We start from the raw sequence: 14,091 nt of genomic DNA, 5'->3' as shown, positions 1-14,091 counted from the left end.
TAAAAATGAAAAAGACGACACTGGCTGTTGGCGTTATCGCTATATTAGGTTTAAGTTATGTCGGTATTGCCTGGCATACAGGAAACCTAATTGAAAGCAATATTGATAAATCATTAATGCAAGTTGCTGAGCAATTTAACAATAGTCAAAATGTGTTTAAAATCAACATCAGCCATTCTAATGATGAAAAACATCTATTTTCAACCAAAACTCATATTAATATGACCCTATCTTCCAAAGATGGCAGTTTTGCTGATGTTTTAACGCTAGCTGATAAAGATTTCACAATCCATCATGGTCCATTACCAATCGCAGCCTTAAAACAAGGCATATTTTCACCGCAAATGGCTTGGGTGGAATATGAAACTAGCGAAGAATCTAATCCATTATTATGGAAGACTAATGGTAATCGCCCCTTTATTACTGGTTATATTAGTTTAGATTATAGTAATAATATAATTATAAAACTTTTCAGCAGGAAAATAATTCATCATAGAGAAACAGATAATCATATTAAATTCGAATCCGAATTAGGCAATGGTAATTTCACATTTATTAGTAATATTGATTCGGCTATCCCTTCGATAACACTAAATTTAGATAGATTTCACACTAAAAAATCAGTTCAATATATTACATTAGATAAGCTTCACATTGATCTTGATGGCGAAAAACAGTCAAATATGATTGGTTATAATTTGCATTTAGATTCTTTAAAGACTAATTTAAAAGATATTTACTTCAATTATGAATATGACTATGACAAACCTGATAACAATACCTTTTTAATTGAAAATTTAAAAGCAAATGGGATTATTGATTACGTTAATCAAAATATAACTTTAAATACTAATCTTGATAAATTCAGCTTAATGGCTGAATCAGATGAACAACTACCCTCTACTAAATTAGACAAACTATCTATCAAGCAAAAAATCGATTTAAGTGATACTCGCGTTCTTAATGGCTCGTTCACTTGCAGTGTTGACTCAATCTTATATGGACAACAGAACTTAGGTAATGCAAATATAGATATAGATTATCAAGGTATAGATAAAGCACTGTTTGGTGATGGATTCATAAATGGAGATGCTACAGATAATCAACCTATTCACAGTAAAATTGAACTTAAACAACTAAATTGGCACAATCTTGATGGTGATATCAATATTAGTGGCATAACGACTATCAACAATTTTGATAATACCATGTTAGACGATGACAATTTAAATAGAATCAATAGTTTTAAATTAAATATTGATGCACCACTTAAAGTCTTAGCTCGTAGCTATGCTCAATTTCATCATCCTGAAAATAATGAACTAACTGAACAACAACTTAACGAATCGAAACAAATCGTTAAAAATCTATACCAACAGATATTAAATAATTCACCACTATTCAAATATAATAAAGGTGACGAGCAAGGAATATTTACTAATATTGATATCCCTAACAACAGTGGCCAAGCTAACGTTAATGGTGATATTTTTAACAAAGATGATATGCTTAGTCTATTTTAAACTAGCTTAGTCATAATTTAACTAAATAACTAAATCATATTTTAATGAAATATATTTTATAAATAATTTAAAGAAAATAGAAGGTAAGAGAGTAAACATGAAGAAAAGTACACTGGCAATTGGCGTTATTGCAATATTAGGCCTTGGTTATGTTGGTATAGCTTGGCATACAGGCAATGTAATTGAAGCTGAGTTAGATAACACATTAAAAAACATAACAAAACAAGTTAATAATTTACAGAATGATGTTGAAGTACAAATCACCCATTCTAATGATGAAAAAGGTATTTTTTCAACTAAAACACATATAAAAATTATAGCTCAGCCAGATGATGCATTCGATCCTATTACACTATACGACGATGATATCATTATTCATCATGGCCCATTCCCACTAGCAGCCTTAAAACAAGGTACTTTTTCGCCACAAATGGCGTGGCTTGAATATCAAGGTACAGAAAAATCTAACCCAATTTTATGGAAACTTGCTGGTAACCAACCATTTGCAAAAGGGCATATCAATTTGTCTTATTCTAATAATCTAACCTTTAATATGACCACCCAACCGCTTGTTTTGAGTGATGAAGATCTTATTTTCCAATTTCTTGAAGGTAAGCTTGAACTAGGCCAAATAAATTATGAGGTGTCTAGCAACCTAGACAATGAAAAACCTTCTTTTTCAATATTTATTGATAATTTAAATTATAAAAGACACGATGGTGATGAAATTAAACTAAAAAATTTAAAAGTTATTAATAAAATTGATTATCAAAATTATTTCTTCGAAGCACAAAATAGAGTTGATGATTTATTTATTAATTTAAAGACTAATACCAACAAACCAACAATTGTGCTTAAAAATTTTGTAATGGACTATAAACTTGCCAATAAAACAACTGGCCTTGAAGGTAATATGGATATTGCAATTGATGCCTTTAATTACGGCAAGCAACAAATGGGAAATGGTACTCTTGAACTTAATGTTCAAGGGTTAGATAAATCATTTTTAGACGATTATACGCAAATATCTTGGTTATTAGATTCAGCTAATAACTCAAACATCACCAATACTAAAATAGACATTAAAAAATTTCATTGGCACAATGCTTCTGGTGATTTCAATTTTAGTGCATTAATTGATATTGCTAACCTTAACCAAATGACAATTTATGATAGAGACATTGACAAAATTAACCAACTTTCAATAAATCTTGAAGCACCATTTGCTGTAATAGCGAGATTTATGTCACAAATAGAAGCCCCTGAGTCAGAACAAATAACCGATAATCAGCTACAAAGAGCAAGCAATAATTTACAATTAATGACACAAATGGCACTGAGCAGATCGCCATTAGTCACCTTTAAAAAAGGTGATACATCTGGTATATTTAGCGAACTTGATTACTTAAAATCAAACGATCAAGTGACTATCAATGGCAATAAAATTAGCAAACAAGAATTTCTAAACAATTTAAACTTCTAATCTAAAAAATTCCGCCTATCATCAGGCGGAATTTCATTTAAAAACAATTTAATGAGTCAATATTTATATGAACACTAACTCTCCTGCTGTGCCTGAAAATCAATTTAAACGATCAATGAAGACTCGCCACTTAATCATGTTATCACTAGGTGGAGTTATTGGAACTGGACTATTTTTTAATACTGGTTATATCATCGCTACTGCTGGTGCTATCGGTGCTATTATTGCTTATTTAATTGGTGCAATTGTTGTCTATTTAGTTATGCTTTGCTTGGGTGAGCTGGCTGTTGCGATGCCTGAAACGGGCGCATTTCATACTTATGCATCAAAATTTATTAGTCCTGCAACGGGCTATACGGTTGCTTGGCTCTATTGGTTAACCTGGACTGTAGCATTAGGATCAAGTTTTACTGCTGCCGGTTTATGTATGCAATATTGGTTCCCACAAATATCAGTTTGGATTTGGTGCTTAGTTTTTTGTGTAGTCATTTTCTTATTAAATATTATTACCGCACAATTTTTTGCCGAAAGTGAATTTTGGTTTTCCATTATTAAAGTGATTACCATTATTGTATTTATCATCGCTGGTAGTGCGGCTATCTTTGGGTTTATTCCAATGAAAAATAACCTACCTGCGCCATTTTTGCATAATATTACTGAACATGGCTGGTTTCCTAACGGTATTATTCCGATTGTTATGACCATGGTATCAGTGAATTTTGCATTTTCAGGGACAGAACTTATCGGTATAGCCGCTGGCGAAACCCATCAACCAGAAAAAACCATTCCCTTAGCGATTAAAACCACTATTCTACGATTGATAATCTTTTTTGTTGGTACCATTTTTGTGTTAGCTGCCCTGCTACCAATGGAACAAGCAGGAGTTATTAAAAGTCCATTTGTCGAAGTATTCGAAAGTATCGGTATACCTTATGCTGCTGACATTATGAATTTTGTTATCTTAACTGCCATTTTATCCGCAGCTAACTCTGGATTATATGCATCTGGTCGCATGTTATGGTCGCTATCTAATCAAGGTACATTGCCAAAATGCTTTGGTAAATTAAATCCAAAAGGTATTCCAACTACCGCTATTGCGGTTAGTATGATTGGTGGTTTATTAGCACTGTTTTCCAGTGTTATTGCACCAGATACTGTGTTTGTAGGCTTAACGGCAATTTCAGGATTTGCCGTTGTTGCTGTTTGGTTAAGTATTTGTGCTTCACATTACTTTTTTAGAAAACAACTCTCAACCTCTGAAATACAATCTCTAAAATATAAAGCACCTCTTTATCCATTAGTGCCAATTTTAGGGTTTATATTATGTTTAATTGCTTGTATTGGACTGGCTTTCGATCCTGAACAACGGATTGCCCTTTATTGTGGTATTCCATTTGTAGTGGTTTGCTATATCGCCTATCATATTACCCGAGCTTATCAACAACGAGTAAATCGATAATGTCAAAAGAAAATCCTATATCGCAGTTATTAAAGCAAAATAACTACGTAATTATTGACGGTGCTTTAGCAAGTGAGCTACAGCGCCGTGGTTGTGATCTTAATGATAGCTTATGGTCAGCTAAAGTATTAATTGAACAACCCGATCTAATTAGACAGGTTCATTTTGATTATTTTAATGCCGGCGCTGATTGTGCTATTACCGCTAGTTATCAAGCGACACCATTAGGTTTTGCCCAAAAAGGGATATCACTTGCCGAATCAATAAATTTGATTAAACAAAGTGTAACATTAGCTCAACAAGCCAAACAACAATATCTAGATCAAATTAAGTCAGATAAGTTATTAGTTATCGCTGGTTCGGTGGGGCCTTATGGAGCCTATTTGGCAGACGGTTCAGAGTATACAGGCAATTATCAACTCAGTGAAAATGAATTTATCGATTTTCATCAGGCCAGAATGCAAGCACTCATTGAGGCAAAAGTTGATATTTTAGCTTGTGAAACCCTACCCAACTTTGTTGAAATAACAGCGTTAGCTAAATTGCTACAACATTATCCCACAATGACAGCATGGTTTTCGTTAACGTTAAAAGATGCCAATCACCTTAGTGATGGAACCCCTCTTGTCGAAGTGATTGATTATCTAAATCAGATTGATCAGGTAGTTAGTATCGGTATTAATTGCATTGCTTTAGAAAAGGTCTCTCTGGCATTAACCAAATTACAAGCACTAACAGCGAAACCCTTAATTGTTTATCCTAATTCGGGCGAGCAATATGATCCAACCACTAAACAATGGCACCAAGATCATCAACATAATTGTACCTTTGATAACCAATTGCCAGTTTGGATCAAGTTAGGAGCAAAATTGATTGGTGGCTGCTGTCAAACAACTCCAAATGATATTGCAAAAATTGCTCACTATTTAAAAGCAGCTAATTAAGTATAATCGATAGTTTACATTTATAGCTATAAACCAATAAATCAGCACAGTTAATAAAATTGATAAGATAAATTAACGGTGTTTTTTATACAATTAGGAATTTTATAACCTAAAAAACCCCTCTCCTCAAATTTTTTGCTTCAAAAAAAGTGCTTTCCTCAAAATTTTTTCAGCCACATTTAATAACATAATATTCGTCAGTCCCATCGAGCATCGGAATTATTGTAATAAGTAGAATTTTATCTGAAGGTTGTTAGTTTAGTTTGTATATTATTCAATATTAGCATGACGGTTTTTCATTAATTCTGGCGTCTGTTGCAATTCTGTCATTAGACTGTAAACAATGCTGTCATAAGTGAGTAATGATAGTTGTTCAAATGTGCTACCCATGGGTTGATTTAGTTCAAGCACTTTTATAGGAATTACCACAATATTATCCGCTAACTTAGCTAAGCTAGAGTTACCATTGGTAGTAAATAATATTATTTTAACGCCAAGTGCTTTTGCTTGATTAGCATAAGCAATTAAGCTTTTGGTTTCACCGGAACTCGATCCTAAAATTAATAAATCACCGACATTTGCTTTTGGTTTACTAATTTCAGTTATCAAACTAACGTTCAAGCCCAAATGCATTAATCGATTAGCAAATGCCCCAATCATTAATCCAGAGCGGCCTGTCCCAGCAAGAAAGATGTGTTTTGCTGCAATAATGGCATTTTTAAATTGGCTAAGTTGTTCCTCATTGATGGAGCTTACTTGTGCTGATATTTCAGTTAATATTTTTGATAATACATCTTTAGTATCCATTATTATTTCCCTATTTGATTGCCGCTTTTAATCTTTCTATATTGCTTTCGAGCGGATTATTGTTAAAGATAAATCCACCTGATACGATACTGTTTGCGCCAGCTGTAACACATAAAGATATGTTTTGATCGTTAATATTGCCATCAACCTGAATATCGTAATGGTAATTACCGATTTGCTTTAAACTTTTTAATTGTTCTATTTTTTGTAGCGTAAAAGGTAAAAAACTTTCATTTTTTTGGCCAGGATTGACCGTCATGACTAAAACCTGATCAACCTGAGGTAATAAGAGCTTCAGATTTTCAACTGGTGTACAAGGGTTTATAGCTATACCGACTTTAATATTACTATTTTTAATTTTATTAATAATATATGAATGATGCGCCGTTGCTTCATAATGAAAGGTAATAATATCAGCTTTAGCATCAATAAAATCAACTATGGCTAATTCAGGTTTTTCAACCATTAGATGGCAATCTAAAATAAAATCAGTATGCGCTTTTAGATTTTTAACAAAACTAGCATTAAAGCCTAGATTGGGTACATAATGATTATCCATTACATCAATATGTAGTTGGCGAATACCTAAAGTTTGTAGATTTTCTAGAGTTTCTTTGATCTGATAAAGATCAGAATTAAATAGTGATGGAGACAGTATCATAATTATCTCCTTTTATTAACAACCCATCAGCATAAAATTAACATTACGTTTCCTTTCACGTAGTGCATCCCAATCGACAAAATAAATTCGTCCTAACTGCCCTAATAACGGTTGACCATCTTTAATAATTAATACAATTGAAAAATGACCAAACAGTGATGATTTGATATGAGCATCTGTATTTAACATAACCCATTTTTCAGCTGGATAATTAGGATCACTAAGACTTAAACCAAATTCAACATGCTTTGGACCTGGTGAGTTATATTGATTTTCGCTGGTCATCCGTGGAGCAATTTTTTCTAATGTATTGTTGATATCCACTTGCAGAAATTCATCACCAAAAAAATTAGTATCGTGCATACATTCTTCAAAAAAAAGTGAACATGTTGTATGGCTAGTAGCTATCGTTAATTGACCATTTTGGATATTGGATTGCTTTACAAACTGTTTTAATTGCTCAGTAATATCGTGGTATGAATGCCTACCTGCAACCGTGTTGATTTCAATGGCGTGATGAATAATATTCATAATAGTTTATTCCTTGTTATAGCCCCATCTACTTTGTAGTTAAACTTCACAAAATAAATGAGGCAATCATTATCAAAACTTAAAGTTGAATTTAAATAGCTAAACGCTTTTTCAATTCAGCAAAAAATTCATTTAATCCAACACCAGTAAGTAGTGGTAATCCATTAATCACTTTCGCTTTAATTGAATCAGGTACAATCGTTGTACTTACAACTACATCATAAGAGTCAATCTTATTAAGTTCATCAGCAATCTTAGATTGATAGATTTTTACCTGATCTGTTAATTTTTCATCACTAAGCCATTTATTCACTTTGCTTACTGCGATAGTTGAAGTTGCATGCCCTGCACCACACATGATAAGTAAATTCTTCATATGATTATTTCCTTTTAATACATTTTAATTTTTTTGATTTTGTTGATATAGATAAGTAAGCAAAGAATAACTAGCGCTAAACCAATTAAACCAATAAAACCAAGATGAGTTAACAATAGTACGAATAAGGTTACTGGCCATAATCCACATAAAATGACAGTAACAATACCAGCAGTACCTACATCGTAATTAGCCAAATGGAATACATCAGTAATAACTGGAGCAAGCCATGTTGCCATATATAAGCAGACGACCAAATAGATGGTGCCACCTAAAATTGAACGAATAATATTACCTTTGAAAAACGGTACCATTAAACAGATGCCAAAGGCATAGAAAGCTAAATCACCAAAAGGTAGCACTTTATTACCCGGTAAAATTAAGGCTAATAATAATGAAACTGGCACCATAATTAACGCAGTTGCCATTACCGCAGGATGACCAACAGTTAACGCAGCATCCATACCGATGTTAACTTGTTTGCCATTGAGTTTTTTACTGGTAAATTCACGAGCAGCATCAGCAACAGGAAGTAAGCCTTCCATAAACATAGCGACCATTTTCGGCATAATTTTCATGATTGCCGCAGTTGAAATCGCTAATTTACCAATTTGTGGAACATCGTAATTAGCTAAGATACCAACAACAATACCGATGATTAAACCAATTACCACTGTATCACCGAAAATCCCAAATCGTTTGGTTAATGTTTCTGAATCAGCATTTAATTTGTTTAGTCCTGGAATACGGTCAAATATCCAATTTAATGGGATTGCAACAATTGCCCCTGATAACGCCATAAGGTGAGTAACGGCAATACCCGGATATCCAAAGAATGAACTAATTGGTTTTTGTAAAAGATCAGCCAAAAACCATTGCAACATTACAGCAGTGATACAACCAATAATACCAACCCAATATTCACCGGTTACTGAATAAGCCACCAAGCCGAGGAAAATTGCAAACCAGAAGTTCCAAATATCGACATTTAAAGTTCTAGTCCAACCTAGTGAAATAAATAAAAAGTTGATAATTAATGAAGCAGGAATGAGTAATAATCCCAATGTAGTTGAGAATGCTAACGGACCACCTACTCCACAACCAATATCCATGATGCTTAATGACGTTCCATATTGCTCACCCATTTTTTGAATCGCAACACCTAATGTATCTGATAATAAACCAATAACTAAACCAAGACCGACAATACCAATACCGACGGTAATACCAGACATCATCGCTTTGGAAAAGCTAACTCTGAAAAACAAGGCGATAATAAAAATGATGATAGGTAAAAAAACGACCCCACCTAAATTTATTAGCCATTGAAAAATATTAATGACACTATCCATTTGTTACTCCTTAATAAAAATAATCCATCCTATTTAACACCAGCGCTATTTAAAATAGAGATAAATTCGTTAGTTGATTGACATTGTTCTAATAATTTTATTTGTTCCTCATTTTGAAATAAGCCGATTAAATTTTGTAAATTCTCAACCTGTTCATGTGCTTGCTTCATTGCTAACATGAAAATAAATTTGACCGGTATTTGCTCTTTATCATCGGTCATACCAGAAAAAATCACCGGATGTTTTAGCGATGCAAAACAAATTTGTGATTGATTCACTTTTGAGGAATCGGTGTGGGGAATTGCAAAACCAATCGAATTAACTAATAAACCAGTCGGGTATTGCTGTTCTCTTTCTAGAATACCTGTTAAATAATCTTGTTTAACAATGCCATGTGACAATAACATTTGTGCCATTGTGGTTAAGATCTCTTCTTTGGTTTTTGCCTCAATGTTAAATAGGCATAAATGTTGATCAAAGTACATTCTTGATTCCTCTTTGATTATCCAAAAATAGTTTAAGTTGTTTAAAATTTGTGAGGTTTTTTAAGGATGAAATTACTTGTTTATTTGAAACAATTTCATAAATTTCGGTAAAAACGTCATTAATGCTATTGATATTGTCTTCGGAAAGACTAACCATAATAATAATACTGACATCAATCATGCCCCATTTTATTGGTCGTTTGAGGGTCATAATTGAGATACTCGATTTAATGACAAACATTGGCGAACCATGCGGTAAAGCAATGCCGTTTTCAATTGAAGTGTCGCCGATTTCTTCTCGATATAAAACTGAATCACGATAGTTTTTAGTCACTAAGCCTTTATCTTCTAACTTACTTATCAGCAAATTAAGGCAGTCACTTTTATGTTGAATATCAACATTTAATTCAATTAAATCCGCATTGACAAATTTGGCGGTAGAAGGGTAATAATTACCTTTGTCTGAAAAATCGGATTGCTTATTCAAGACATAGTTAGCGTAAGCTTGAATAATATTTTGATAGTCTTGTTTGTTCAACAAAGATGATATTTTGACCATCGGTTTATTAATATTTTTGATATCGAGAGTGGTGATGATCAAGTCGACATTACTAAGCTTAGTCGAATTCAGTTTAGCCACAGAATACACTTCAATATTGTCTTTAGATGGCAAAAATTTGCGGACTTTATTTAAGATTAAATTTGATGATGAACATCCATATTGACATATAATAACGATGTTATTGGCATCAGCGGCTTTATCTAAGGCTATCTGGAAATGAATCAATAAAAAAGATATTTCATGATCATTTAAATGAATATCAAATTTACGTTCTAAGTCTGAAAGTGCATACCATAACACACTAAATAATTTCGAATATTCCTGTTTTATTTCATCTAATAATGGATTAATAATACGAATTTGCTTTTGCAACCGAGTAATCATCGGTGGGAAATGCGACAATAATGAGTGAAATAATTTTCCATCACCCGAGAGATCGACACTTTCAATATCGCCTATTTTTTTGATGATCCTACGAATAATTTGCTCATAAAAACTATCATCAACAATGACATTTTCATCAATAATACGATGAGCAAAAAACAATTTACTTAGGTATTTAATATCATTGGTAGAAAACGTCACATTAAAAGTTAACTCTAACGTTTTAGCCAATTCCGAGGCAATCAAATAAGATTGCATATATCGGATATGATTAAATAAGAAATCACTCTCTTCAGGAATTGAATAACCTAAACACAATCTTTTTAGCTGAATGGTGATAGATATCAGTAATGAAGATAAATAATGTTCCGAAGATTGTACGACTACTGATTCAAAACGTTCAAATAATAACTGAGTTATCTGTTCAAAAGAGTTATCGCCAATAAATGATTTCATCAATTGATTGAGATAATAATCATCTTGTTTATGAATATACAAAGATAAGAAATGTTTAATCGCTCGTTGAATTTGATTTTCATTACCGTCAACATAAATTCCTTTATGAGTGACATTTAATAGAATATTTTCTTGTTCAAGAGCCCGATTAATAAATTCAATATCTTTGTGTAACGATGTTTTACTGACTAAATAATCATCCGATAATTGTTCCAGTGATACTGATTCACTTTTAAGTAAACAGCGTTTGACGATATCTAATCGACGGTATTCAGGACTTAAGCGTCGTGATTTTTGATTGAAATAGCTATGACTATTTTTTTGTTCTAAATAGCTAATAATCGGCTCAATATCGGTTTTTTCACCTACTAGCATTAGCCCTTTACGGGGAGACTTTTCGATTCGAATATCCGTATTCGGTACCGTTATTAACTGTTCATTTAGTTTTTCAATATCGTAATATACCGTTTTAGTTGAAATAGATAATTTTGAACTAAAAAAAGCAGCCGGTTTAAATTCCGATTGGCTAAAAAGTAGTTTAAGTAATTTGATTTGTCTTTCCATTACTCAACTCCTTTTTCTAATTGTTGTTGCAATACATTCATAACTTGATGATTTAAAGTATAGTTAGTTAAATAAATAAGACGATTACATTTTTTTCCAGATTAATCTGGAATAGAATGTGATCTTAATCAATGTAAAATGATGGGATTGACTGAATATCAAGCTTAAAATAGGGTATTTGTTTTAATATAGATAACAAATAATTGGTAGATATTAAAATAGAAACTTATGCAGAACGTAACATCTTAGGCGAAATACCAAAACGTTTTTTGAAATAATGGGTATAACCAAACTGATTGGGCGATATGTTGGCTTTGCACAGGAATATTTATCACCTGCCAATGCCACCAACCGGATCACGTCGATCATCAGGATCATACATGGTCAATACTAAACTTTTAGCATTAGTTGGAACATTCAGCCATTCAATTTGCGGTGAGATGTTATCGCCAATACAACCAAATTGATTGGCAATAAATTTACTAGTAAATCTATCTTTAGCTAATTTTGGAATGATTAATTTAAACAATTAAAAGGTACAAACATCACCAAGCTTAATAATAATGGTTTAAAGTTTTTTGCTATAAACATATTGTTTCCTTTTTTATTAACATATGAATGTTTAACAATAAACCATTATTAACTAACAATCAGCCAATTTAGGTACAAATTAGCTTAACTTTATTTTTTCGTTGCTAATACCCTTTCAACTGTATCAACAATAGCTTGAGTTTGTGAGTCAATTTCAATATTTACTTCATCACCAATCTTTTTACTATCTAGAGTGGTAATCGCTAATGTTTCAGGAATTAGATGGATATTAAATTGATTATCTTTTACTTCTCCTACCGTTAAACTTGCACCATCTATACCAATAAAACCTTTGAATAAAACATACTTCATAAATTTTTCTGACATGGCTAACGTCATTTGACAATTAGTTGCTGTTTTTTGGATGTCAATAATGGTGGCTCGACAAGATATATGCCCTGACATTACATGGCCACCAATTTCATCACCGTATTTTGCACTACGCTCAATATTAACCAAATCATTTAACTTTTTACTGCCGAGAGTTGTTAAGGCTAACGTTTCTTGCATAATATCAAAAGTAACCCAATCATCTTGAAAATCGGTCACGGTTAAACAACATCCATCGTTAGCAATGGATGCACCAATTTCGATATGCTGTGTTAATTTAGCTGGTAATTTTACCTTATAAGTACGTAATTTATCTTGATCGATGATATCAATAATTTGACCAACACCTTGAACGATTCCTGTAAACATCATTATAACCTTTATAATTCATCATTATTATCAGCTATTTTAGCGCAAACCAATAAAAAATAATAATGATTACAATCAAATGATTTTGGTTAACTTGCCTGATAAATGAAATAATTTACTCTGTAAAAAGATACCCATTTTATTAGTCTACTGATATGATCATGGTTAATTAATGATTTAAAGGTTTTCCATTTATGTTAAAACTAATTTTTGCTATTTCGGTCGGTTCAGTTGCTGGAGGCTTATTGCGCTGGTTTTTATCGTTAAAGTTAAATGTGATTGCTTTTACTATTCCGTTAGGAACCTTAGTTGCTAATTTAATTGCTGGTTATATTATCGGTTTAGCCATTGCCTTTTTTAATCACACCCCCCTATCCCCTGAATGGCGATTGTTAATAATTACTGGTTTTTGTGGTGGATTATCGACTTTTTCCACCTTTTCAGCTGAGATTGTTAACTTTCTACAAGAAGGACGTTTTGGTTGGGGATTAACTACCATCGCGATTCATGTCGCAGGTTCAGTATTGATGACCTTTTTAGGGATTTTGACCTATCAATATTTTCGCTCATGAAGATATATTACGCCATAATAATCTAAAAAATGAGCATAAATAGTATTTACAACCGTAAAATACTGTATTAATATACACTGTATAAGTAAACAGTATAGAGGTTATTATGCTTATTGAACATTCATCACCACAACTTATGGCTATAAATTTTGAAACACCTTTTCAACAAGTGTTGCAACAGCAGAGACCTTTATTACGTTCATTCAATAAAGAAAAAAAATGGCAATTATGGCTATCAGATCGTCCAATGTTAAAACGTTCATGGGTAAATATTGCCGGGCTTGATAAACAAAAAGTCGTACATTTGGCTAACTTAACTAATAATAATTTAGTCTCGACTATAGAAAAGGCATTACAAAGTAAAACCTGTAGTTATGTGGTTGCTTGTATTAACGATCTTAATGAGCATGACAAACAACGTTTACAACAGGCCGTATTAACTAGCGATACATGTTTATTCTTAGTTCACGATGAACAAAGTCAGCCAGCTATTCAATACCATTAATTTGAAAATTAACCGTTCAAATAAAAATAGTATTTGGCATACCATTTAATTATTTTTTATTAACAGCCGTTGTTATAAAAAGACACTATCTAATGTGGTAGTGTCTTTTTTTATTTATACCACTATCATTAATGTTA

15 protein-coding genes are annotated in these 14,091 nt (G+C 32.3%); 6 read left to right on the top strand and 9 right to left on the bottom strand.

The features are described from left to right. Positions 1–5 precede the first annotated feature (5 nt). The 4 genes from H3T56_RS03120 to mmuM all read left to right on the top strand — a co-directional run bounded on the left by H3T56_RS03120 (position 6) and on the right by mmuM (position 5,409). Positions 6–1,523 (top strand): DUF945 family protein, encoded by a 1,518-nt coding sequence (locus H3T56_RS03120; protein ID WP_198191996.1) that lies wholly within the window; start codon positions 6–8, stop codon positions 1,521–1,523. A gap of 97 nt (positions 1,524–1,620) precedes the next feature. Next, complete coding sequence (locus H3T56_RS03115) at positions 1,621–3,006, top strand: YdgA family protein (protein ID WP_198191994.1); 1,386 nt, start codon at positions 1,621–1,623, stop codon at positions 3,004–3,006. Positions 3,007–3,073: 67 nt separating this feature from the next. After that, positions 3,074–4,465 (top strand): S-methylmethionine permease, encoded by a 1,392-nt coding sequence (mmuP, locus tag H3T56_RS03110; protein WP_198191993.1) that lies wholly within the window; start codon positions 3,074–3,076, stop codon positions 4,463–4,465. Beyond that, positions 4,465–5,409, top strand: coding sequence for a homocysteine S-methyltransferase (gene mmuM / locus H3T56_RS03105; protein ID WP_198191992.1), 945 nt, complete (start codon positions 4,465–4,467; stop codon positions 5,407–5,409). Before mmuP ends, mmuM begins: the two co-directional genes overlap by 1 nt. 270 nt (positions 5,410–5,679) lie before the next feature. Here the strand turns inward: mmuM and hxlB are convergent, their stop codons facing one another. The 9 genes from hxlB to H3T56_RS03060 all read right to left on the bottom strand — a co-directional run bounded on the left by hxlB (position 5,680) and on the right by H3T56_RS03060 (position 12,877). Next, positions 5,680–6,216 carry a 6-phospho-3-hexuloisomerase gene (gene hxlB, locus H3T56_RS03100; protein WP_198191991.1) on the bottom strand — a complete coding sequence of 179 codons (537 nt, stop codon included), beginning with the start codon at positions 6,214–6,216 and terminating at the stop codon, positions 5,680–5,682. 10 nt (positions 6,217–6,226) lie between these two features. Further along, positions 6,227–6,877 carry a ribulose-phosphate 3-epimerase gene (locus tag H3T56_RS03095; RefSeq protein WP_198191990.1) on the bottom strand — a complete coding sequence of 217 codons (651 nt, stop codon included), beginning with the start codon at positions 6,875–6,877 and terminating at the stop codon, positions 6,227–6,229. Between the two features lie 15 nt (positions 6,878–6,892). Continuing rightward, positions 6,893–7,408, bottom strand: coding sequence for a YjbQ family protein (locus H3T56_RS03090; RefSeq protein ID WP_034901959.1), 516 nt, complete (start codon positions 7,406–7,408; stop codon positions 6,893–6,895). Positions 7,409–7,499: 91 nt separating this feature from the next. Continuing rightward, on the bottom strand, positions 7,500–7,784 hold the full coding sequence (locus H3T56_RS03085; protein ID WP_034901958.1) for a PTS sugar transporter subunit IIB: 285 nt from the start codon (positions 7,782–7,784) through the stop codon (positions 7,500–7,502). A 14-nt stretch (positions 7,785–7,798) separates the two neighbouring features. Beyond that, on the bottom strand, positions 7,799–9,136 hold the full coding sequence (locus tag H3T56_RS03080; RefSeq protein WP_198191989.1) for a PTS galactitol transporter subunit IIC: 1,338 nt from the start codon (positions 9,134–9,136) through the stop codon (positions 7,799–7,801). Positions 9,137–9,165: 29 nt separating this feature from the next. Continuing rightward, positions 9,166–9,621, bottom strand: a complete 456-nt coding sequence (locus tag H3T56_RS03075) for a PTS sugar transporter subunit IIA (protein WP_034901957.1) — start codon at positions 9,619–9,621, stop codon at positions 9,166–9,168. Then, the gene (locus tag H3T56_RS03070) at positions 9,611–11,587 is read right to left on the bottom strand and encodes a transcription antiterminator (protein WP_198191988.1); all 1,977 of its coding nucleotides are present in this window, start codon (positions 11,585–11,587) and stop codon (positions 9,611–9,613) included. The genes H3T56_RS03075 and H3T56_RS03070 overlap by 11 nt, the downstream gene beginning before the upstream one ends. Positions 11,588–11,918: 331 nt before the next feature. Beyond that, positions 11,919–12,116 carry a hypothetical protein gene (locus H3T56_RS03065; protein ID WP_198191987.1) on the bottom strand — a complete coding sequence of 66 codons (198 nt, stop codon included), beginning with the start codon at positions 12,114–12,116 and terminating at the stop codon, positions 11,919–11,921. 152 nt (positions 12,117–12,268) lie between these two features. Then, positions 12,269–12,877 (bottom strand): riboflavin synthase subunit alpha, encoded by a 609-nt coding sequence (locus H3T56_RS03060; protein ID WP_198191986.1) that lies wholly within the window; start codon positions 12,875–12,877, stop codon positions 12,269–12,271. A 194-nt stretch (positions 12,878–13,071) separates the two neighbouring features. Here H3T56_RS03060 and crcB point away from each other — a divergent pair, with 194 nt between their 5' ends. Continuing rightward, positions 13,072–13,449: a fluoride efflux transporter CrcB gene (gene crcB / locus H3T56_RS03055; protein ID WP_198191985.1), complete on the top strand. Its 378-nt coding sequence runs from the start codon at positions 13,072–13,074 to the stop codon at positions 13,447–13,449. Positions 13,450–13,555: 106 nt separating this feature from the next. Then, the gene (locus tag H3T56_RS03050) at positions 13,556–13,954 is read left to right on the top strand and encodes a cell division inhibitor SulA (RefSeq protein WP_198191984.1); all 399 of its coding nucleotides are present in this window, start codon (positions 13,556–13,558) and stop codon (positions 13,952–13,954) included. Positions 13,955–14,091 lie beyond the last annotated feature (137 nt).

The organism is Gilliamella sp. W8123, assembly GCF_016101085.1.
Classification (GTDB): domain Bacteria; phylum Pseudomonadota; class Gammaproteobacteria; order Enterobacterales; family Orbaceae; genus Gilliamella; species Gilliamella apis.
The sequence above is the reverse complement of the archived record's forward strand: the minus strand, read 5'-3'. Positions and strand labels throughout refer to the sequence as shown.